Here is an 18,918-nt window from a genome sequence, read left to right on the forward strand (position 1 = left end):
CTTCGGTCCCCGATGGCACGATAGTGCCGGTCCCCGATAGCACGAGACGATTCACAGCTTATCCCCAGGGCGAGTTTTCGAGCGGCGACGGCGGCGCGGAATGCCAAGCGCGTCGGGATCGGTGGGTGCGAAGGACAGGATGTCGGGACCGCCGACGCACTGCTCGATGGTGAGCTGATACCCGGGGAGCGGCTGCCGGCGGACGATCTCGCGGAGGTCGTAGGCAAAGTGCTTGAGCGGCGAGAGGCTACCCGACTTTGCATGGAGGTGCGGAAAGTCGAAGCTCCAGCCGAACTCCTGCTTGCCGCCGTGCTTGCGCACCAGGCGGTACAGCCAGCGCTCCAGCCCTCCGGTCAGGCCGAAGTAGTTGCGGTCGATGGTGAGCACCAGCGCGTCGTCGAGCACTGCGCTGTAAAACCAGTCGGGAACGATGAGTTCGAGGCCGAGCGGCCTGCCGCGTTGGTCGGCTCGTTCCTTCCACTCGTTGATCCAGGAGAACCGGTGCATCCGACGCTCTGTCGGCTGGCGGATCGAGGTCGCGACGGTCGTCGACTGCAGTCGGTCGAGTGCGGCCTTGAGCCGATCGTAATCCCGCAGCGATACGCCGCGGCCGATGAAGTTCAGGATTTCATACGGGGTCGTGGCCATCAGCCGCGATGGCTGGAGCCCCACGTCGCGAGCCTCGACGATCTGTGAGGCGGCCCAGATGAGGATGTCGGCGTCCCAGATCGTCGCCATGCCATGCTCGGGCACTGCCTCGACACGGATCTTGACCGAGCCGGCCTTGAAGTCGATCGGCGCAAGCCGCTTCGACTTGGCGAGCGAGAAGAATGGATAGGCCATCAGGTCCTGCGCATCGCGAGGCGCCAAGTCACCGGGCAGCGCCCGGAAGAGGTCGAGTTGCGCTCTCTCGTCGCTGCGTTGATGGCGGGACGACATCACGGAGACCGGATCAGCGAAGGCCGGAAGTGCCGGCGTTGCGGCCTTGGGAGGCCGCAGCTTTCGCAGGAGCGACGATGCCGCCACGCGGATCCGAGGTCGAGGTCACCAAGCCGCGATCGGCCCACGCCTGCAGGTCGGTCAGCGAATAGACCACCCGTCCACCGAGCTTCCGGTAGGTCGGTCCGGTGCCATATGTTCGGTGCTTTTCGAGCGTGCGCTCCGACAGCCCGAGAAAGCGCGCGGCTTCCTCTGTCCTGAGGTAGCGTGGCGGCATGGGGGCGGCCGTTTCGTCCATGATCGAACCTCCGTGGTTTCGCGGCGCCTGCCTCGGACAGGCGGCGGATTGCGGTCACGGTGGCGCGATTGCGGCGGTCGGCACGATGTCGAAGTAAAGGAGATAAGTTCGACACCCTTTGGGGGGTCAGCGGTCTCGGCGTGGCCGACGCAAGATCGAACGATAGCCGCCCTGGACGAGCTTCGCGCCGTCTCTAGCCAGGCGAATGGTCGTCTCGCGGATTGCGCTGCCTACCCACGAGGCTGCGTCGTGATCATGTTTGGGAAAGACGGCGTCGGCGATTGCACGATACGTCGCTCCGGATGCCCGACCGTCGAGGACGCGCAGCATTTCGCGCGCCCGCTTTTGTCGGGATCGGGTGATACGCGGATCCGGCGGGACGGTTTTTCCAGCGAGAGCCGCCCAAAAACGAGCCAGCGCGCTCAGGCGGTCGGGCGTAAGCTCATCGAGAAGGACCATGGCCGCGAGACTTCCGGCACCGTCGCGGAAAGAAGCGTCGAACTTTTCGCCCCGGATCTGAAGGCGCAGCATCTCGCCATCGATGCCATTTATGGCCTGCGCCCTGATGAAATCGTCAAGTGAGGGAGGCGTGTGAGCCGTCGGGATTTTGCCGAGGACGACGATCGATGGATCGAAGTGGGCGTCCCAAAAGACTGGAGAGACGATTGCAGATGCAGAAGGGTCTGCCGGGAAATCGCAACCCCCATCGGGATGTAAACTCCCGGGTCAGTTCTTCGGTGTTGTCGCCTGCCTGGAGGAATTCGTCGTATGATCGCCGGTACTCGGTGTTTCTCCGCAAAAACTCCCAGGCAAGATCTCCGGGAGACAGAGCATCGACATAGTCGTAAGCGGCCTCTGACCGCCAAGAATCTTCTTCAGACATCCTCCACAGCCTCCGCAGTTTTAGCGCGCGAATTGAGCTGCGGACACGATTCCAAGTTGTGTGAGGGCTGGGAATAACGAAGGCGGAGCAACGTGATGCGAAACCTGCATCACGTTCAGTTCACGCGGCCGGCCAGCAAACCGCTATAGCCGTTCTTCGTCATCCACTTTGCGCGCGCGAGATGCGAGCGGTGAACGCGCTCGGCACGCTCGGGCTCGGCGTTCACCGAAATCCCGAAAATCGTCTCGACGACGTCTGCCCAGGAAGCGCCTTGCGCTTCGGCATCCAGCAAACGCAGGTAAAGCTTCACATTGGCCGCGTCATACGCGGTCGGCGTCGCGCTGCTTGGCGGTTCATCAAGAAATAAGCTTGTAGTCACGGCGTTCCCCGGCGCGGATATCCATCCATACTGGAGCATTTTGTTAACGATCTTACGAGCGAGCTTCTAGCGCAACCCGATGAGAGGGGCGTTTGCGAGTTCGCTCCTCGCGTGCCGTCAGGCTTGCCCTTTGCGATCAACCACCATCACTCCCACACCACGGTCGGAGCTCAGGAACACGACGCCATTCTGTTCGAAAGCGCGCCTGACCTCATCCCGCGTGCTCTCGTACACCTCGAGGCCACTGGCGGACTCGAGGCGCTTGAGGGCGGTCAGAGATACGCGAGCCTTGTCAGCGAGCGTCTCCTGTGTCCAACCCAGCAACGCGCGCGCGGCCCGTGATTGTCGGGCGGTGATCATGCATGATCACCTCCCACTCGGACCTACGCGCACGCCAGAACTACGACTATAATAGTCGCCCTATGCCAGTTTGGCCACCGCAAAGCCGACCGGGCAAACGTCAGCTGATTCGGTTGCCAGAAAGCTGAAAGGCCCCGACCTTCTGGCCGGGGCCTTGCGCGGAGGCCTCAGTCGCCGCGCCGCCCGCTCGGGCGGGACCAGATCAGCGAGAAGGTATCGCCGTCCTCGTCGTCGAAGAGGTTGGCGTAGATCGGGGCGTTGAAGCTCGGATCGTCGAGCTTGAGGCCGAGATAGTCGCGGCCCTCGTTGGAGCGCTTCGACCAGGCGGCGCCGATCTCGGCGCGGCCCACCAGGACGCGGTGGCTGGGAGCGTTCTCGCCAGTGGCGCGGGTATCGGGGACGATGCGCACGCCCTTGGCCTGGACGCTGAGGGTGACGATTTCGCCGGTGAACTCGTTCGAGCCGGTCTTCTTGAAGGTGCCGATGGTCGCCATTGTAATTCTCCGTTTTCCGTTCCCGAGCCCGCACCATTGCGGCCTCGATGGCGATCGGCAGGCCGGAGGCGGTCGACGGCGCACCCCGAAGGGGCCTGACAGCTTAGGAGGGCTTTCTTGTCTCGCGAGGAATGACGGCGCAGCCGGCAGGGGAAGAAAGTTCGACGCGGCTGTTGCGTCATAGGCGATCGAGGCGAAGCCGTACTTCGGCCAGATCAGGCCATTGAAGAGGCCGTTTGGAGCGGTCTAGGCACGGTCAGATAACGGAGAAGATGGCGACCCTCCCGCATCGGCAAGTTGGCGCAGGGTGTGCGCAGCGGCTTCGTTCCCCATCGACAGGCATTGCTCCAGCATCTCCGTCCACTGCCACCGGGAGTGTCTCTGCCTTCGGTGCACGGACGGATGCGCTGCCGGTGTTGCCCAAAGCGCTCCCCCGCGGGTTGCTTTTCGGGGCGATGAACAATCAGCACCCACCGCTTCATCTGCAACCTCGGAGGCTACGAGGATATGCTTTGTTCGGTGCTGTTCCGGTCCGCCGAGACGACGTCGACAAAGATCATGCCCGAGTAAGGTCCGGGCTGGATGGGCTGGGAGTCGCCACTAGTCCAGCGACCCGGAGGAAGGCGGTGATCCCGACCGCGACGGCCCCGAAGATCGAAAACGCCATCTGCCACGCTTCCGACGGCATCAGGTGCTTCACGATGCCATGGGTGGCATGAAAACCCGCGATCGCCGCCGGGGCGACGAAGGCGATCGCCACGACGAGTTTCAGCCACATCGAGCGGACGAAGGCGATCAGGAGGTGCCCGATGGCGAGCGTCATCGCCGCCGCGAGCGCGCCCACGACGACAGCGCCGGCAATGCCGGCGCCGCCTTCGTTGGCCCAGGCGCCCGTCGTCACGCCGACGAAGGCGGGCAGAGCGAAAACGGCCAAGGTGAACACCAGCCAGCAGAGCAGGCCGACGGCGAAGAGGGATGCGAGTATGGCAAAGACGATCATGGCAGTGGTTTCCAATCGTTCATGGCTGACGATCGCGCCTCCACCACCACCACAGCGCGCCTGAAGTATAGCGAATGACAAGCCGGGACGGGAGCGGAAATCCTGCCGGACTTCCGCTTGCGGCCGTGAAGCCTTGCCCGCGATCAGTGGGCGAAGGGATCAACCTCATGGACGATCGCGGCGAGTTCGCCGTCATATTCGCCCGCGGGCATGACACCCATGCTGCCGTCGCCCGCCTGGAAGATGACAATCGAGACCATCAGGGTGGTGGCGAGGCTGAAGGCGAAGGCGTGAGCTTGATTGAGGGACATCTGCTGGGCTCCTGCTGGAGCGGGGGACCATCCCCCGCCGACAGGCGCCCGAAGTGTTCGGCCGTGGACTGCAATCACCGCGCAGGCGTAGCCGCAGCGGCGGCATGCTGGCATAGCCGACCCTTCATGGGTTGATGGCGACAAGTCCGCGGCTGGACCAAGGATCAGCGCTGATAGGCGGAGGTGGTCTTCGCGTCGGGAGACCCGTTTTACAGTCTCGACACTGCTTTCGACTCAGCCTCGCGTCGTGTCCTCAGATGGCTATTTGCGCTATGCTCTTGGCAGCAAGTGTAGAGTCGCGAAGGGCTGGACGATGGCGGAGTTCACAGGAAGGAGCCTGCACCTCTTGAAGAAGGCTTTGACGATCGCTGTGCTGGCGATCGAGCGGCAGCCGGGCCCCTTCCAGTCGTCTTCGGACCAAGCGGATATGAAAGCGCTTCTCGACGCGTTGATCGAAAACGACACCGAGCTTGCCTTCTACGCGCGATCCGCCCGTATCGCAGTGACAGGCGAGCCAGACTGAACGTGGGGCTGCCAATGACGGAGACGCTCGCTTTCGAGAAGCGACACAAGGACGGAAGCTTGTGGGTCGTCGGCCAGACGATGGAGGGACAACCTACCGGATACTGGGAGTGGTTTCGCCGGGACGGTTCGAAGCTGCGGTCCGGCTACTTCGACGACGGTCAGCAGGTTGGTGATTGGACCACGTATGATCGCTCCGGGTGCGTCTACAAAGTCACGAAGATGAAGCGCTAGGCAGCGGCGCATGCGTGGCGGCGCTTACGCGCCGCCGTGCTTCCAAACCGGAATGCCGAGTTTCTTGGCCTTGTCGGCGAGGTTGTCATTTATGCCCGTGCCCGGGAAGTGCAGCACGCCCTTCGGCACGATCTCGAGCATCTGGTCATTCCGCTTGAACGGTGCCGACCGTCCGTGCTTGGTCCAATCGGGTGCAAAGCCGATCTGCGGAACGTTGCGGTTCGATGCCCAGAGCGAGGCGATCCTCTCGGCACCCTTTGGCGACTTTCCATGGACGAGAACCATGCCGGCGTGCTTGGCGTGAACCTGATCGAGCTTTGCCCAGATAAGCTGGTGATCATTGAAGTCGAGGCCGCCGGTGACGACGATCTTGGGGCCAGGCGGCAGGAGCACCTCTTGATCGGCGCGCTTCTTCGCCATCAAGAAGTCGCGGCTGTCGATCATCGCCGAAGTCAGATTGCGATGGTTGACCTTCGATCCGCTGCGCGGGAGCCAAGGCTTGCCGACGTGGCGTTCGTAGTGTTCGGCGGCCTGGTCGCGCATTAGCTCGAAGGCGTTCTGGCGCTCTATCAGCGTGATCCCCTCTGCGATCAGGCGCTCCAGTTCGACCGATTTCACCTCGCTGCCGTCCTGTTCGCGCTGCGCCCGCTTCTGGGACTGCTCATTGTCATCCAGTTCGCGGCCGATCCGGTCGGTCGCGCGGTGGAAAACGTTCACGGTCGACCAGAGGAGATCGTCGAGGTCAGGTTCGAGGCGCGTGTCTGCCAGGGTGCCGATTAGAGCGTCGAAGATGTCGGCGACGGCGCCCGCGACCTGGTTGCCGTCCGGCAGAAGCCGCTGGTCGGGCTCGTCGGTGAAGGGTCGGTAGCCGTGAAGTTGCAGTTCGTTAAGGACATGGTCGGTGGGTGAGGACTCGTGATGCGGTTCGTAGTCGTCGTGATCGCGCATGGGATGCTCCATCGGTTGGACCGCGACCGTCGCGGCCTTCATGGCGACGAAGCCCGCGGGCCGGACGGCCGGGCACCCGGAGCGAAAGCGTAGGGCTCGATGGCTAAGGCCGGCTATTTTGCTTCGCGATGGAAAGCGGCCTCTGGGCCGCGCCGGAAAATAGTTGGCCGCCGCCATTGCCCGGTTGGCCGGCTTGTGGGCCGATCGCCCTCTCGAAGGCCGAGGCGCGGTCCCCCTCCGATGGATGATGCATCCGCCGAGCACGACGGCGAACCTCACGCCCGTTCTCCTGCCGGCTATGCCGCCAACGCCATGAAGCGCGCGATGTCCTGCGGCGCGACCTGCAACCGGGCTTCCACGCTCAATGCGTCCAGGCCGAGGCTGCGCAGATCCTCGTTGAAGTCGCCCAGCTGCGGCGAGATGACAATCGGCTCGATCCCGGCCGCGTCGGCCCGTTCAATGAGGGTGTCGCGCGCAGCGTCACCGGCCGGATCGTTGTCGCGGACGATGTAGAGCCGCCGCAGTGTGTCGGGGAACAGGATGGCAGCGAGATGGGCCGCGGAGAGCGCCGCCAGCATAGGCATGTCGGGAAGGACCTGACGAAGCGACAGGACGGTCTCGATGCCTTCGCCCGCCGCTATCACATCGCTGCCTATGCCGAAGCGGACCGCGTTGCCGAGAAGATCGCCCATGGCTCGCCTCGGCGTGTCGATTGGCGCCTTGTCGCGGCGGCGCGGATCGAGCCAGGTGCGATGCGCCCCGGTGATCTTGCCGTCGAGGTCGGTGACGGCCGCGATCATCGCCGGCCAGGTCTCGGTCGGCGAATGCTCTTCGGGGCGATAATAGCAGCGCGGGTGGAAATGCAGGCTTCCGGTTCCGCGCAAATCCGTAATGCCGCGTTCCCGTAAATATGTTTGTACGAGCGTGCCGTGGATCGGCTGCGACATGCGGACCAGTCGGCGGGCCGCTTCGGGGGAGCCATGCGGCGCTGGGTTCTGCCGCTCGTGCTGACGGGCCTCCGGTGCCGGCGGCATCGAGAGAAAGGTCCGCGCCTCGTCGGCGACATCCTTGAAGTCGATGAGGCCGCAGCTTTCTCGGATGACGTCGAGGAGATCGCCATGCTCGCCGGTGGCCGCGTCGGTCCATTTGCCGGCGGGACCTTTCGGCGTGTCCTTGAGCCGGACATACATCGAGCGGCCGGGTGTGTTGCGCGCATCGCCCACGAGCCAGTAGTTGCCCTCGCGGCGACCGCTGGAAAGATAATGCCGGCACACCGCCTCGGCCTGCCGGCCGAGACGGTGCGCGAGATCGGAAGCGTCCTGACGTGCCATCACGCGGCCTCCCGCTCGGAGATGCGAGCCACGGGATATGTATCGAGCACCTTGGCGAGGACGCCCGGTCCGGCGGAGTCGGCCGGCACGAAAAAGCGGAGCTTCCACGAGATGATCTCGCTGAACAGGCCGTAGGTGCGCAGCCGGTCCCGCATCGCCTCGGTGAAGCCGGTCAGCTCCAGGCGCTGGGCATTCATGACGCGGGCGCGCCGAAGCTGAAGGCCGTCAGCGAGATCGAGGATCGTCGTGCCGTCCATCAGAGCGGTGAAGGCCTGCTCAGGGGTCAGCGATGTTGCGCCCGTGGTGACGGCGTTTGCCGCCCAGGCGGGCGAGACGCGGCGGCCGATGATGCGCTCGCCGCCATCGGTCTGGAGCCGGTAGACCCGCGTCGACTCGTTTGGCAGCCGCTTCCAGATCGGCAACAACAGGCCGGCGACAATGTGGATCGTGCTGTCGGAAAACTCCGGCACGTCATTCAACTCAGCCCACCACGCGGCGGCGAAGGCGGCGCGATCGGCTTCCTCCCAATGGCTCTCACCCATCATGCGCAGCGGCGCATAGTGCTGCTCCATCGGCCGGACCAGGCAGACGCGGCGCTCGATCTCGCCATCGTCGAGCATCATCGATGGTGCGGAAATCTGCACGGCGGCGCGGCCGGAGCGACCATTGACCAGGAGCCGTGCGCGCGGATCGGAGAGATGATCGAGCGCGTCGGCGAGGCTCGTCGGTCGATTGCGCTCCCGGCGGGTGATGGTGAGAAGCCGCGTTTCCGCGCCGGTGCCCGGGTGCGTATGGATCACCTCGCTGCCGGTGACGATGAAGCTCTCGGCCTGCAGCGTTTCGAGTCCGACGTCATAGACTCCACTGCGAACCGCCCCGTCGACCTTTGCCGTCAGGAGCTGCTCAAACGCCGTAAAAAGCACGCCCTGCAGGTCGATGGTCAGCGCGAGCAGACGGTTGAGGAAGGTCGTGATCGGCGGCAGCTCGTCCTTGATGCCGTTGTCATCCGTGAGTTTGAGTCCGGTGGCGGACTCAAAGCGGTCGAGCGAGCAGTTCTCGACCTTGCCACGCACGAGCAGCAGATAGAGCTGGCGCAGCGCATCGCGCGCATAGGGGCTTTCGAGATTGTCCTCTGGCCGGAAGAGACCCTGTCCGCCGGTCTGGCGCTGCCCACGCGTGATGGCGCCGAGTGTATCGAGCCTACGCGCGATCGTGGAGAGGAAGCGCTTCTCAGCCTTCACGTCAGTGGCGATCGGGCGGAAGAGCGGCGGTTGAGCTTGATTGGTCCTGTTGGTCCGACCGAGACCCTGGATCGCCGCATCGGCCTTCCAGCCCGGCTCCAGCAGATAGTGGATACGCAGGCGCTGGTTCTTCGCGCCAAGATCGGCGTGATAGCTGCGCCCCGTACCGCCCGCATCTGAGAAGACCAGGATGCGCTTCTGGTCGTCCATGAAGGCGGCGGCCTCGGCGAGATTGGCCGAGCCCGCCCGATTTTCGACGGCAAGGCGATCGCCCTTGCGCACAACGCGCCGTGAACGGCCGGTGACCTCGGCGACGACATCGGAGCCAAAGCGCTGGACGATCTGGTCGAGGGCGCCTGGAACGGGTTCTAGCGATGCGAGCCGTTCGATCAGCTCGTCACGGCGGGCGACGGCCTCCCTGCTCTCGATGGGGTGACCGTCCCGGAAGACTGGCCGCGACGACAGATTGCCCTCGCTGTCGGAGAACGGCTCGTAGAGCTGCACCGGGAAGGAATAGGCGAGATAGTCGAGGACATATTCCCGCGGCGTGATGTCGACACGCACGTCGTTCCATTCCTCGGTCGGGATCTCGGCCAGTCGGCGCTCCATCAGTGCCTCGCCGGTTGAGACGATCTGAATGACGGCGCTATGCCCGTCGGCCAGGTCCTGCTCGATCGAGCGGATCAGCGTCGGGGTCTTCATGCTGGTCAGCAGATGACCGAAGAACCGCTGCTTAGCGCTTTCGAATGCAGAACGCGCGGCCGATTTCGCCTGACGGTTCAGGGTGCCGCTATCGCCGGTGATGTTGGCGGCCTGCATCGCGGCGTCGAGATGGTTATGGATGATGGCGAAGGCGCCGGCGTACGCATCGTAGATGCGGGTTTGCGCGGGCGTAAGCTGGTGCTCGACCAGTTCGTATTCAACACCGTCATAGGAGAGCGACCGGGCCGTGTAGAGGCCGAGGGCGCGCAGGTCGCGGGCAAGCACCTCCATGGCCGCGACACCGCCATTGTCGACGGCCTCCACGAACTCGGCGCGGTTAGCGAAGGGAAAATCGTCACCGCCCCACAGGCCGAGCCGCTGGGCATAGGCGAGATTGTGGACGGTTGTCGCGCCCGTGGCAGAGACGTAGACAACGCGCGCATTTGGCAGCGCGTGCTGGAGCCGGAGCCCGGCACGGCCCTGCTGTGAGGGCGCAACATCGCCCCGTTCTCCCTTGCCGCCGCCGGCGTTCTGCATTGCGTGCGACTCGTCGAAAATAATGACTCCATCGAAGTCGGAGCCCAACCATTCGACGATCTGTTTGACCCGCGAAAGCTTCTCGCCACGGTCGTCGGACCGTAGCGTGGAATAGGTGGTGAAAAGGACGCCTTCGTTGAGACGGATCCGCGTGCCCTGAGGGAAACGCGATAGCGGCGTGACCAGCAAACGCTCCATACCGAGCGCCGACCAGTCGCGTTGCGCGTCTTCCAGCAGCTTGTCGGACTTCGAGATCCATACTGCCTTGCGGCGACCCTGCAGCCAGTTGTCGAGGATGATGCCAGCGGATTGACGGCCCTTGCCGGCGCCGGTCCCGTCGCCGAGCATAAAGCCCCGCCGGAAGCGGACGGCGTTTGGCGCGTCGTCCGGCGCGGCGGTGACGAGATCGCCGGTCTCGTCCACGGTCCAGGCGCCTGCGAGGTGTTCGCCATGAGCTTCGCCGGCGTAGATCACCGTCTCGAGCTGGGCGTCGGACAGAACGCCCTCGGTGACGACCGCGGCTGGAAGCGTCGGGCGATAGCTCGGCTTCGGCGGCGCGACCGACGCCATGGCGGCCGACTGTACCAATTTCGTGGGATGAGGCTGCGCCTCCGGGATGCGGACCGACTGGAGCGCATAGGCCTCATAGATCGAGTCAGACAGTCGGCATTCTTCTGGAGGCATCCGCTCGACGGTCTCATAGTCAAGCGGCATGCCTTTGATCTCAGCCGTCGGCCGGGCGGGGGTGGATGCTGCGGCCTTGGCGAGATAGCCGCGAACGGTGCGCGGCGCCGTGTCCGGGGAAATCTTGGGCAGCGCGACCGCCATGCGCGGGGGCAAGTCGCGTTCGATCCAAGCGAGGAGCGTCGCCACGTCGGGCGCGATGCCGGGGGATGCCGGGAAGCGTGCAAAATCCTCGGCCGGCGCCTTGTCGATGACGGTCAGGCGGGTTTCGATGGTCGTGCCGTGCTTGGCATAGACAGAGCCCGCGATCGCCGCACTGAACACGACGCGGCCGCGCTCCTGCAGCCGGGCGAAGCGGTCCCGCCAGGCCGGCAGCTCGGGCGAGAAATTTGCGCCGGTGATCGCGACCAACCGGCCGCCCGGCGCGAGCCGCGCCAGAGCGGAAGCGATATGGCGATAGGCGGCGTCGGCGACGCGTCCTGAGACGGCCGCCATGACCGAGAACGGCGGGTTCATGATGATGACACTGGGAATGGCGGCGCGGTCGAGATGATCATCGATCTGCGCGGCGTCGAAACGCGTGACCGAATGAGCTGGAAAGAGAGCGGCAAGAAGATCGGCGCGGGTCTCGGCCAGCTCATTGAGGATGAGATCGGAGCCTTCGATCTCGGCAAGGATCGCAAGCAGGCCCGTGCCGGCCGAGGGCTCCAGTACCCGGTCAGCGGACGTGAGCGCTGCGGCGGTCAAGGCCGCGAGACCAAGCGGCGTCGGCGTCGAGAACTGCTGACGGGCCTGAGCCTCCTCGGACCGGCGCGTGTGCGTCGGCAGCAGCCCGGCGATCTTGCTCAGCGCTGCGAGCCGTGCTTCCGGAGACGCGGCTTTGCGGAAAAGCGGCTTTCCGTATTTGCGCATGAAGAGGATGGTTGCCGCTTCGCAGGCGTCATAGGCCGTCTTCCAGTCCCAGGCGCCGCTAGCGTCGGACGCGCCGAAGGCCTGTTCCATGGCCGAGCGCAGTATCGCGGCATCGATCGCGCGGCCCTGTTCGAGATGAGGAAGGAGATGGCCGGCGGCGGCGAGAATGGCGGCGGCCGGCGGCGCGTTGGGCGCGAGCGGAAGCGAGGCCGCCGGGGCGGCTCCGGAGACGGGAGCGTAAAGCATGGAGGGAACCTCGAGAGAGCAAGAACGGACGAGCCGGCCCGGCGCTCTCTCTCGACCGGACGGGCTCAACCCCGTCCCGGCCGACCTCTCACTCTGACGCGGTCAGCGACCATCGCTCCGGCTTGCGGGAAGCACGTCTTCGGCAGTTGCGCGTGCCGGCGGGCGATGCGCCGTTCCCGGCGAAGGATCGCACTATTGTCGCGAATCCGTCCGAGCGCCCGCCTCAGGGCGAGGCATCGGGTGGACGGTAGAGCTCGAAGGGGTTGCCGTCGGCCAGATGGCCGAAGGGCGTAAAAACGTAGTCGCCGTCGTCACGTCCAACGGCGCAGATGACGTAGCGAACCTCGCCCGTTGCGATCTCGGTGCATTCAATTAGCGCCAGGTCGCCGCTGGTCGCGGCGTGCAGCAGCGTCTCGAAATTGGCACGGGCATGATCGGGAATGCTCATCGCGCGGCTCCCTGAGGAAGTCGATCGGCGAGCCAGCGTCCGGTGCTGATCCATTCGAGCGTCCGGCCGGTCGAAAGATCGAGCAGATGGGCGCCGCCAGAGAAGCCGTCGATTACGGGGTCCGAGGCAATATTCGCCCACTGGAAGCCCCAATGTCCGGTCAGGCCGAAGGCCGCGGCGCAGCGGGTAACGAAGGTGATCACCAGTTGCTGGTCAGCGCTGCCAGGATCGCGCAGCCACAGGCGAGCCGATCCGAATTCGGGCGAAAGGGTGAGCAGGAACGGCTCGGCCGGGGGATCCTCGCGGGAGTTTTCGGCCATCAGCGTGGTGTAGATGTCGAAGGCGCGCGTCGCGTTGGCGGCAGTGCCGACGTCGAGCAGGCAGGAAAAGCGGGTGAGAAAATCGGTCATGGCGGACTCCTGAAACGAAAAAAGCCCGGCGCTGGGCCGGGCTTGGGAGGGATCGAAAGACTGTCCGGCTAGTAGCCGAACCGCCAGGACGGCCAGTCTTGACCGTCGTCGGCGGCCTGCACTGCCTCGCCGAGATAGGCGGGATCGCCTTCGACGATGGTGGGATCGCGGACTGGCGTCTCATCGATGACGGTGACGCAGGCAACTAGCCCGTCCTCGACCTCGACATGCACGGGAACGAGATACTGGAAAACGACGCGCCGGGGCGCCGGGCTGGATTGCGACATGGCGTAGCTCCTCGATTGGGGGAATAGACGGAGCGGCCAAAGCCGCCCCGCCAGAGCGATCATTCGGCCGCGACGAGGTGGCGTTCATCGTCTTCGCCAGCGGCCTCCTCGTCATCGCTCGCGAGAAAGTCGGGCAACGCCGCCCCATCATCCTCGCCTCCGGTCTGGGTTTCCGCCGTCGACACCTCACCCTCGGCGACCACGCGCAGCGGCTCCGGCAGCCAGCCGGTGTCCGCCAGCAGGCGCTCGGCCTCCTTCGCCATGTCGCCCTTCTTCAGATGGTCGATGAGTTGTGCGGCTTGCTCGCCGGCGCCCTCGCGGACCGCCTGCAAGATGCGGGGCTTGGTCACCCGGTTGAGGTAGTTGCCGAAGGTCGGTCGCCAGCCGGCCTCGACCAGATCGAGGCCTGTCGCCTTCGTCAGTCGGTCGGCCTGCGAAAGCCTCATGTCGAGGGTATGCTGGGATACACCGCTGCCACTATGCGGGTTCGGCCGCTCATAGAGCGCGTTCACGCCATAGCTGACGCAATGCGCGAGGAGAGCCATGCGGCTGGGCTCATCCAGGTCGGCGAGCCAGTCCCACAAGGCTGCATCGTCCTTCGGGATATCGCCAGCCCAGGCGGCGTGGCGGTCCTGCACCGCACGGGCGGACGGGCTGTCCTTCAGCGCATCGTCCTGGGCCGGGAAGAAGACGTGCTTCACCCCGGCTTCCATGGTGCCCGTATACATGCGGGTCATGAAGGTGTCCGAGACGAGCTTGTGGAGGAGCGCCGTCATAGCTACGTGCGGGTTCTCCGCGACGGCGTTGCGCAGCGCGAGCGTGCGATAGGCCGTCAGCTCGATCACCAGGCGCTCCGGCAGCGGCTTGATGACGCCGTCATCCTCGTCGTCCTCGGGCTCGGCAGGCTGGCCGCCGATGGTGATGACCGCCCTCTGCACCGACGGCTCGGCCAAATCGCCGTCGGCGTCCACGCCGTTCTCGACCTCTGGATCGATCGGTGCTTCATCCTCCGCCCGCACGTAGCCACGGTCGATGGCGAGGGTGCCGTCATGGGCGACGCTGATGAAGACGCCCGCGCGCGGGATGTCGTCCGCCTCGTAGCGCATCGGCCGGGTCTCGAAGGCTGCGAGCGCCGTCTCGATCTCGCTGAGGCGCTGGTCTACCTCGTCCGGCAGTTCGTCGGCGCCTTCATACTCGGCTTCGAGCTTCTGATACTCGGCATTGAGCGCCTCGATGGTCGCCTGTTCCTCGGCCGAAAGGTCGAGCGGCTCGCCCTGCAATTCCCGCAGGCCGCGCGTCGTGTCGTAGGGAAAGCTGACCGCGACCTCGATCCACTTCCAGCCTTCGGCGGCGATCGACTCGGCGGTGGCCTTGAGCTTTTCGGCGACCAGGCGGTCGAGCAGGCTCGCGTCCTGCAGCCAGCCGCCATCATCGGACTGGAAGAGATCGCGCATGACGATGCCTCCCGCCTGTTCATAGGTCTCGATTCCCACGAAAACCGCGCGCTTGTCCGCGGCGCGAACGGTTGTCTCGGTCAGCATGCGCCTGATCTGGTAAGGCTCCTTCGACCAGGCGTCCTTGATCGCGTCCCAGACCTGCTGCTGACGGGCGTGGTCGCCCGACACGGTGAAGGCCATGAGCTGCTCCAGCGTCATGCCGTCTTCGGCATAAACCTCGAGCAGCGCTGGCGACGCCGAAGCAAGCCGCAGCCGCTGTTTGACGACTTGGGCCTGCACGAAGAAGGCCGCGGCGATCTCCTCCTCGGTCATGCCCTTGTCGCGCATGTCCTGAAAGGCGCGAAACTGGTCGAGGGGATGGAGCGGCGCGCGCTCGATATTCTCGGCGAGCGAGACTTCTTCCGCGAGGATCGCGCTGTCGCGCTCGCGCACCACGCACGGCACCGGCGACACCTTGGCGAGGCGCTTCTGCTTCACCAGCAGCTCCAGCGCACGGAACCGGCGTCCGCCGGCTGGGACCTCGAACATGCCGGTCTCGTTGCCTTCGGCATCGACGACCGGGAAAACGCTGATGCTCTGGATCAGGCCGCGCCGGGCGATCGAGGCCGCCAGGTCCTCGATCGAGACACCAGCCTTGATGCGCCGGACGTTCGACTGACTCAGGACCAGCTTGTTGAAGGGGATGTCGCGCGAGGGCGACAGGACGATCTTTTGAGCTGCAACAGCCATCGGGATGTACTCCGCGACGGGCGGCCAAGAGACTCTCTCTCGACCTCCAACCCGTCACGAAAAACCCGTCCTCCCTCTCACTCTCCTCCTGGGCGCGCCCGGCGAGACCCCGGAAGGGCATCGGCGCGACCAAGGAATCTGGCAAGCGCCTCATCCTCAGGCGCATCCCGGTCGAACAGGATGTATTCCGCGCCGAGGCGCCGCGCGTATTCGGCAATCCCCACCAGATCGGCGGGGAGATTATCGCGGTCGCCTTCTCCGACCCAGATGAACCAGCCGTAGGGTGTCGCCGCGACAAGCTCGTCGCCCTGATCGACGTGAACATTCAGATAGGTGCTCGACGCTTCCGAGAGGTGAGCGGTCGAGCAATCGAAGAAGACCCGGAGCGGGTACGTGATCATGCTCATGCCGCCCTCCTTTCAAGTGCATCGGCGGCAACGTCGCGGGCAGCGGCCTCCGGCGCATGCGCCAGCAGCCAGTCGGCCGCCTTGCTCGCCTGACTTGCGGCCCGAACGATGGCGCGGTTGTCCTCGCGCAGGACCTGCAGCCACGAGCCGATATAGTCGGCGTGGCGGACGGTGGGCACGATGCCGAGTGAAGCGCAGCAGAAGGCTGCGTTCATTTCGGCGACCAATTCCTCGAACGCGTATTTCTTGGTGCCGAAGCCGCCGGTCAGGTCGCGGCCCACTCGGCTCGAGTGACCCGTCGCGTGTCCGAGTTCATGCAGGGCCGTGCGGTGCCAGTTGATCGGCTCGAAATAGGCTTGTGGCGGAGGGACCTGCACATAGTCGAGCGCAGGCACGTAGAACGCCCGATCACCGGCGATGCGAAAGTCTATGCCTGAGGCGCGGATCAGCGATTCGACCTGTGGTTCGATCATCCCCTGCGGCGGCGGCGGCGCATTGACCGTGACGTCCTCCGGCAGGCCCTCGCACTGGGCTGCGTTGAAGACGGTGAAGCGCTTCAGGAACGGGATCGCCTGCGCGTCCTCACCGCTCTCGCGGGCGCGGCGTTTCTCGTCTTCTGGCGTGAAGCGGTCCGCATAGACGACGGTCGTACCGCGCGCGCCCTTGCGGACATTGCCGCCGAGCGAGAGTGCTTGACGGAAGGTGAGCCAGCTCTGGCCCGGAAAGCCGTGTTCGACCACGGCGCCCCAGAGGATCAGGATGTTGATGCCCGAATAGTGCCGGCCCGTGGAAGCGTTTTTCGGCATGGCAAGCGGGGCCTTTGCGGCCGTCGTTCCCCACGGTTGGACCCAAGGCACGCGACCGGCCTCCAGCTCGGCGACGATCTTATCGGTAATCTCGTCGTAAAGGTTCGCCCGGTCCTGGCCTGGGCGTGGCGAAGCAGTTCGTCTGGACATCGCGGATCTCCGCGACGGGCGCCGGAAGCTTCTCTCCCAGCCCTAAACCCGTCACGGCAATCCGGTCCGCACTCTCACTCTCGGGGGGCGTTGCGGGGTCTCCCCGCAGAAGGGGTCGGCAGAGACCTTGGGCTCGGCCGAAGGGGAAGGCCTTCCCCCCGCGTAGGATAATGAAATGTTTATCGTGTTCAGAGGTCAGCCGTTAAGCGAACAGCGATTACCATCAGCGTTGGCGAAGTGTGTTCCTGGGTGACCCGTCGTTGCTGCGCTTTCAGAACGAAATTCTACGAATGATCGCGAACGGTGAGCCGCTCTTCGACACGATGCGGCAACTTTGCTTGCGGGTCGAAAAGACGTGGCCCGGTGTGCTCTGTTCGGTGTTCGCCATCGATCGAACGGGCGCAATGCGGCCGTTAGCGGCACCGAGCTTCCCGGAAGCCTATAGCCAGGCGCATGACGGGGTTGCGATCGGCCCCAACACCGATGCACCCGGGAGAGCCGCGTCTTCGCGCAAGCCAGTGCTGCTGGAGGATCTAGCGTCCGACCCTCGCGCCTCCCATAGTGCGGCGATCATTCATGGACTTGGCGTATCGGCGTGTTGGTCACTGCCTGTGCTTGGGGCGGCAGGCGACACGCTAGCGGTGCTGAACCTCTATTTTCACGGTGCGCGCCAGGTCGCAGATGTCGAGCGAGACGTGGCTGAAGCTTGCGTAGAACTCTGCGAGACAGCCTTCCGCAGACACGAGAGTACGCTCGATCGGGATCGTCGAGCGAATGTCGATGCGTTGACCGGTTTGGCCAACAGGGCAGCCTATAACGGCGCGATGGCTCAGCTTCGCTGCGACGATGTCGGGTCGTGGGCACTGTTCATCATCGACCTCGACAACCTCAAGATCGTCAACGACACGTTCGGCCATCTGGCGGGCGACGCTCTGATCCGTGCCGCGTCGGCGCGTATCGCTCGCGCGATGGCGCCGGACGTCACCTATCGGATAGGAGGCGACGAATTCGCGGTCATCCTCCAGCAGCCGACAAATGTCGCCGACCTGAATGCTGCGGCCGAACGCGTCTTCGACGAGCTTGAGGTGGCGGCGGACTGCGACGGACACACCGTCGTACCTCGCGCGACCATCGGCGGCGCGACGTTGAGCAAGACCGAACGCACAGCGACGAGCGTCGGAGAAGCGGCCGACTTCGCGCTCTACCATGCGAAGGAGACGGGCCGTGGCGGCTTCGTTCGCTACTGGCCCGGCATCGGCTCGCGGATCTCAAGCCGGCGCGCCGCGATCCGTGATGTCTCGGAAGCCTTGACCGAAAATCGTATCGAGGCGCACTACCAGCCGATCCTGAGGCTGGACACCGGCCTCATCGTGGGACTCGAAGCCCTGTGCCGACTGCGATCGCGAAGCGGCGATCTTCTTCCTGCCGGCTCTTTCCAGGAAGCAACGACTGACGCTCATGTCGCCTCCGAGTTGACGGCCCGCATGATGGCAATCGTCGCTTCCGACATAGGTCATTGGCAAAACGCGGGACTGCTCGTCGAGCAGGTCAGCCTGAACGTATCGACAGCGGATTTCTACACGGGCAGCCTCGCCAAGAAGGTCTCCGAGACCTTCTCCAAAGGTGGCATCGACCTGAACAAGATCGTGTTGGAGATAAGCGAGGACGTCTATCTCGGTCGGAATGATCGGGTCGTAGCGCGGGAGATCGAAGTGTTGCGTGCGGCCGGGGTGCGCGTCGCCCTCGACGACTTCGGCACGGGCTACGCCTCGCTGACGCATCTGGTGAATGTGCCGGTCGATATCATCAAGATCGACCGGGCATTTGTCGCCCGGCTGTGGCCTGACGATCCGAGCACCATCATTGTGGAAGGGCTAATCGAGATCGCCCGCCGTCTTGGCGTCGCCGTGGTCGCGGTCGGCATCGAGACCGAGGTTCAGGCGAGTCAGCTCTGGGCGATGGGCTGTGCGCTTGGACAGGGCTACGCGTTCGCGTATCCCGGCGACCGAGACGCGACCGGCACGCTACTCCATCGGCATGAAGCGGGCGGCATCGGAACGATGCCGCTTTACGCTGCTCGGCAATCGGCCGGCCAGGGTGACCGTATCTCTAGGCGCCGCGTTTCAACGAGATAAGCGGTGCGCCGTAAATGCGTATCCGTGCACAAGCGTAACTCCGCAGCGCGGGCAGGATTGTAAGTTCG

Annotated in this window: 20 protein-coding genes; 3 read left to right on the top strand and 17 right to left on the bottom strand. The window is 64.8% G+C overall.

All coding sequences use genetic code 11. The features are described 5' to 3' along the window. Positions 1 to 51: 51 nt before the first annotated feature. The 8 genes from ATE64_RS04880 to ATE64_RS21955 form a co-directional block, all read right to left on the bottom strand. Positions 52 to 939 (bottom strand): replication initiator protein A, encoded by an 888-nt coding sequence (locus ATE64_RS04880; protein WP_058454246.1) that lies wholly within the window; start codon positions 937 to 939, stop codon positions 52 to 54. A gap of 13 nt (positions 940 to 952) precedes the next feature. Beyond that, positions 953 to 1,237, bottom strand: coding sequence for a helix-turn-helix domain-containing protein (locus tag ATE64_RS04885; RefSeq protein ID WP_024350838.1), 285 nt, complete (start codon positions 1,235 to 1,237; stop codon positions 953 to 955). 126 nt (positions 1,238 to 1,363) lie between these two features. Continuing rightward, positions 1,364 to 1,768, bottom strand: coding sequence for a DUF2285 domain-containing protein (locus tag ATE64_RS21025; protein ID WP_082657578.1), 405 nt, complete (start codon positions 1,766 to 1,768; stop codon positions 1,364 to 1,366). 467 nt (positions 1,769 to 2,235) lie between these two features. Continuing rightward, positions 2,236 to 2,538 carry a DUF2285 domain-containing protein gene (locus ATE64_RS04895; protein ID WP_058454244.1) on the bottom strand — a complete coding sequence of 101 codons (303 nt, stop codon included), beginning with the start codon at positions 2,536 to 2,538 and terminating at the stop codon, positions 2,236 to 2,238. 78 nt (positions 2,539 to 2,616) lie between these two features. Next, positions 2,617 to 2,859, bottom strand: a complete 243-nt coding sequence (locus tag ATE64_RS04900) for a helix-turn-helix transcriptional regulator (RefSeq protein ID WP_027297061.1) — start codon at positions 2,857 to 2,859, stop codon at positions 2,617 to 2,619. A 167-nt stretch (positions 2,860 to 3,026) separates the two neighbouring features. Continuing rightward, positions 3,027 to 3,353, bottom strand: a complete 327-nt coding sequence (locus ATE64_RS04905; RefSeq protein ID WP_027297060.1) for a DUF736 domain-containing protein — start codon at positions 3,351 to 3,353, stop codon at positions 3,027 to 3,029. A 556-nt stretch (positions 3,354 to 3,909) separates the two neighbouring features. Next, positions 3,910 to 4,353 (bottom strand): hypothetical protein, encoded by a 444-nt coding sequence (locus ATE64_RS04910; protein ID WP_058454243.1) that lies wholly within the window; start codon positions 4,351 to 4,353, stop codon positions 3,910 to 3,912. Between the two features lie 143 nt (positions 4,354 to 4,496). Beyond that, positions 4,497 to 4,664 (bottom strand): hypothetical protein, encoded by a 168-nt coding sequence (locus ATE64_RS21955; RefSeq protein ID WP_167541743.1) that lies wholly within the window; start codon positions 4,662 to 4,664, stop codon positions 4,497 to 4,499. A gap of 313 nt (positions 4,665 to 4,977) precedes the next feature. On the opposite strand from ATE64_RS21955, the gene ATE64_RS04915 reads away from it, so the two are divergent. Then, entirely contained in the window at positions 4,978 to 5,187 is a 210-nt protein-coding gene (locus tag ATE64_RS04915; RefSeq protein ID WP_058454242.1) for a hypothetical protein, read from the top strand. A 14-nt stretch (positions 5,188 to 5,201) separates the two neighbouring features. After that, positions 5,202 to 5,420, top strand: a complete 219-nt coding sequence (locus ATE64_RS04920; protein WP_027297057.1) for a hypothetical protein — start codon at positions 5,202 to 5,204, stop codon at positions 5,418 to 5,420. Positions 5,421 to 5,444: 24 nt separating this feature from the next. Here ATE64_RS04920 and ATE64_RS04925 read toward each other — a convergent pair whose 3' ends face one another. The 9 genes from ATE64_RS04925 to ATE64_RS04965 form a co-directional block, all read right to left on the bottom strand. After that, positions 5,445 to 6,368, bottom strand: coding sequence for a DUF2493 domain-containing protein (locus tag ATE64_RS04925; protein ID WP_027297056.1), 924 nt, complete (start codon positions 6,366 to 6,368; stop codon positions 5,445 to 5,447). Between the two features lie 296 nt (positions 6,369 to 6,664). Continuing rightward, entirely contained in the window at positions 6,665 to 7,699 is a 1,035-nt protein-coding gene (locus ATE64_RS04930; protein ID WP_058454241.1) for a toprim domain-containing protein, read from the bottom strand. Beyond that, on the bottom strand, positions 7,699 to 12,021 hold the full coding sequence (locus tag ATE64_RS04935) for a strawberry notch family protein (RefSeq protein WP_058454240.1): 4,323 nt from the start codon (positions 12,019 to 12,021) through the stop codon (positions 7,699 to 7,701). The genes ATE64_RS04930 and ATE64_RS04935 overlap by 1 nt, the downstream gene beginning before the upstream one ends. Positions 12,022 to 12,244: 223 nt before the next feature. After that, a complete protein-coding gene (locus tag ATE64_RS04940) occupies positions 12,245 to 12,469 on the bottom strand; it encodes a DUF6117 family protein (protein ID WP_058454239.1) in 225 nt (74 codons plus the stop codon). Then, positions 12,466 to 12,879 carry a hypothetical protein gene (locus ATE64_RS04945; protein WP_027297052.1) on the bottom strand — a complete coding sequence of 138 codons (414 nt, stop codon included), beginning with the start codon at positions 12,877 to 12,879 and terminating at the stop codon, positions 12,466 to 12,468. The genes ATE64_RS04940 and ATE64_RS04945 overlap by 4 nt, the downstream gene beginning before the upstream one ends. A gap of 68 nt (positions 12,880 to 12,947) precedes the next feature. Next, a complete protein-coding gene (locus ATE64_RS04950; RefSeq protein WP_027297051.1) occupies positions 12,948 to 13,166 on the bottom strand; it encodes a hypothetical protein in 219 nt (72 codons plus the stop codon). Between the two features lie 59 nt (positions 13,167 to 13,225). Further along, positions 13,226 to 15,352, bottom strand: coding sequence for a ParB/RepB/Spo0J family partition protein (locus ATE64_RS04955; protein ID WP_058454238.1), 2,127 nt, complete (start codon positions 15,350 to 15,352; stop codon positions 13,226 to 13,228). Positions 15,353 to 15,429: 77 nt separating this feature from the next. Beyond that, complete coding sequence (locus ATE64_RS04960) at positions 15,430 to 15,759, bottom strand: hypothetical protein (protein WP_058454237.1); 330 nt, start codon at positions 15,757 to 15,759, stop codon at positions 15,430 to 15,432. Continuing rightward, positions 15,756 to 16,715: a zincin-like metallopeptidase domain-containing protein gene (locus ATE64_RS04965; RefSeq protein WP_058454236.1), complete on the bottom strand. Its 960-nt coding sequence runs from the start codon at positions 16,713 to 16,715 to the stop codon at positions 15,756 to 15,758. Before ATE64_RS04965 ends, ATE64_RS04960 begins: the two co-directional genes overlap by 4 nt. Positions 16,716 to 17,005: 290 nt before the next feature. Between ATE64_RS04965 and ATE64_RS04970 the strand changes: the two genes are divergently transcribed. Beyond that, a complete protein-coding gene (locus tag ATE64_RS04970; RefSeq protein WP_058454235.1) occupies positions 17,006 to 18,850 on the top strand; it encodes an EAL domain-containing protein in 1,845 nt (614 codons plus the stop codon). Positions 18,851 to 18,918 lie beyond the last annotated feature (68 nt).

Origin of the sequence: Sphingopyxis sp. H073 (assembly GCF_001468395.1) — a bacterium.
Taxonomy (GTDB): domain Bacteria; phylum Pseudomonadota; class Alphaproteobacteria; order Sphingomonadales; family Sphingomonadaceae; genus Sphingopyxis.

Bases quoted from the DNA above. Each gene is read 5' to 3' on its own strand.
- ATE64_RS04880 (WP_058454246.1), bottom strand. From the start codon at position 939: ATGTCGTCCCGCCATCAACGCAGCGACGAGAGAGCGCAACTCGACCTC.
- ATE64_RS04885 (WP_024350838.1), bottom strand. From the start codon at position 1,237: ATGGACGAAACGGCCGCCCCCATGCCGCCACGCTACCTCAGGACAGAG.
- ATE64_RS21025 (WP_082657578.1), bottom strand. From the start codon at position 1,768: ATGCTGCGCCTTCAGATCCGGGGCGAAAAGTTCGACGCTTCTTTCCGC.
- ATE64_RS04895 (WP_058454244.1), bottom strand. From the start codon at position 2,538: ATGCTCCAGTATGGATGGATATCCGCGCCGGGGAACGCCGTGACTACA.
- ATE64_RS04900 (WP_027297061.1), bottom strand. From the start codon at position 2,859: ATGATCACCGCCCGACAATCACGGGCCGCGCGCGCGTTGCTGGGTTGG.
- ATE64_RS04905 (WP_027297060.1), bottom strand. From the start codon at position 3,353: ATGGCGACCATCGGCACCTTCAAGAAGACCGGCTCGAACGAGTTCACC.
- ATE64_RS04910 (WP_058454243.1), bottom strand. From the start codon at position 4,353: ATGATCGTCTTTGCCATACTCGCATCCCTCTTCGCCGTCGGCCTGCTC.
- ATE64_RS21955 (WP_167541743.1), bottom strand. From the start codon at position 4,664: ATGTCCCTCAATCAAGCTCACGCCTTCGCCTTCAGCCTCGCCACCACC.
- ATE64_RS04915 (WP_058454242.1), top strand. From the start codon at position 4,978: ATGGCGGAGTTCACAGGAAGGAGCCTGCACCTCTTGAAGAAGGCTTTG.
- ATE64_RS04920 (WP_027297057.1), top strand. From the start codon at position 5,202: ATGACGGAGACGCTCGCTTTCGAGAAGCGACACAAGGACGGAAGCTTG.
- ATE64_RS04925 (WP_027297056.1), bottom strand. From the start codon at position 6,368: ATGCGCGATCACGACGACTACGAACCGCATCACGAGTCCTCACCCACC.
- ATE64_RS04930 (WP_058454241.1), bottom strand. From the start codon at position 7,699: ATGGCACGTCAGGACGCTTCCGATCTCGCGCACCGTCTCGGCCGGCAG.
- ATE64_RS04935 (WP_058454240.1), bottom strand. From the start codon at position 12,021: ATGCTTTACGCTCCCGTCTCCGGAGCCGCCCCGGCGGCCTCGCTTCCG.
- ATE64_RS04940 (WP_058454239.1), bottom strand. From the start codon at position 12,469: ATGAGCATTCCCGATCATGCCCGTGCCAATTTCGAGACGCTGCTGCAC.
- ATE64_RS04945 (WP_027297052.1), bottom strand. From the start codon at position 12,879: ATGACCGATTTTCTCACCCGCTTTTCCTGCCTGCTCGACGTCGGCACT.
- ATE64_RS04950 (WP_027297051.1), bottom strand. From the start codon at position 13,166: ATGTCGCAATCCAGCCCGGCGCCCCGGCGCGTCGTTTTCCAGTATCTC.
- ATE64_RS04955 (WP_058454238.1), bottom strand. From the start codon at position 15,352: ATGGCTGTTGCAGCTCAAAAGATCGTCCTGTCGCCCTCGCGCGACATC.
- ATE64_RS04960 (WP_058454237.1), bottom strand. From the start codon at position 15,759: ATGAGCATGATCACGTACCCGCTCCGGGTCTTCTTCGATTGCTCGACC.
- ATE64_RS04965 (WP_058454236.1), bottom strand. From the start codon at position 16,715: ATGTCCAGACGAACTGCTTCGCCACGCCCAGGCCAGGACCGGGCGAAC.
- ATE64_RS04970 (WP_058454235.1), top strand. From the start codon at position 17,006: ATGATCGCGAACGGTGAGCCGCTCTTCGACACGATGCGGCAACTTTGC.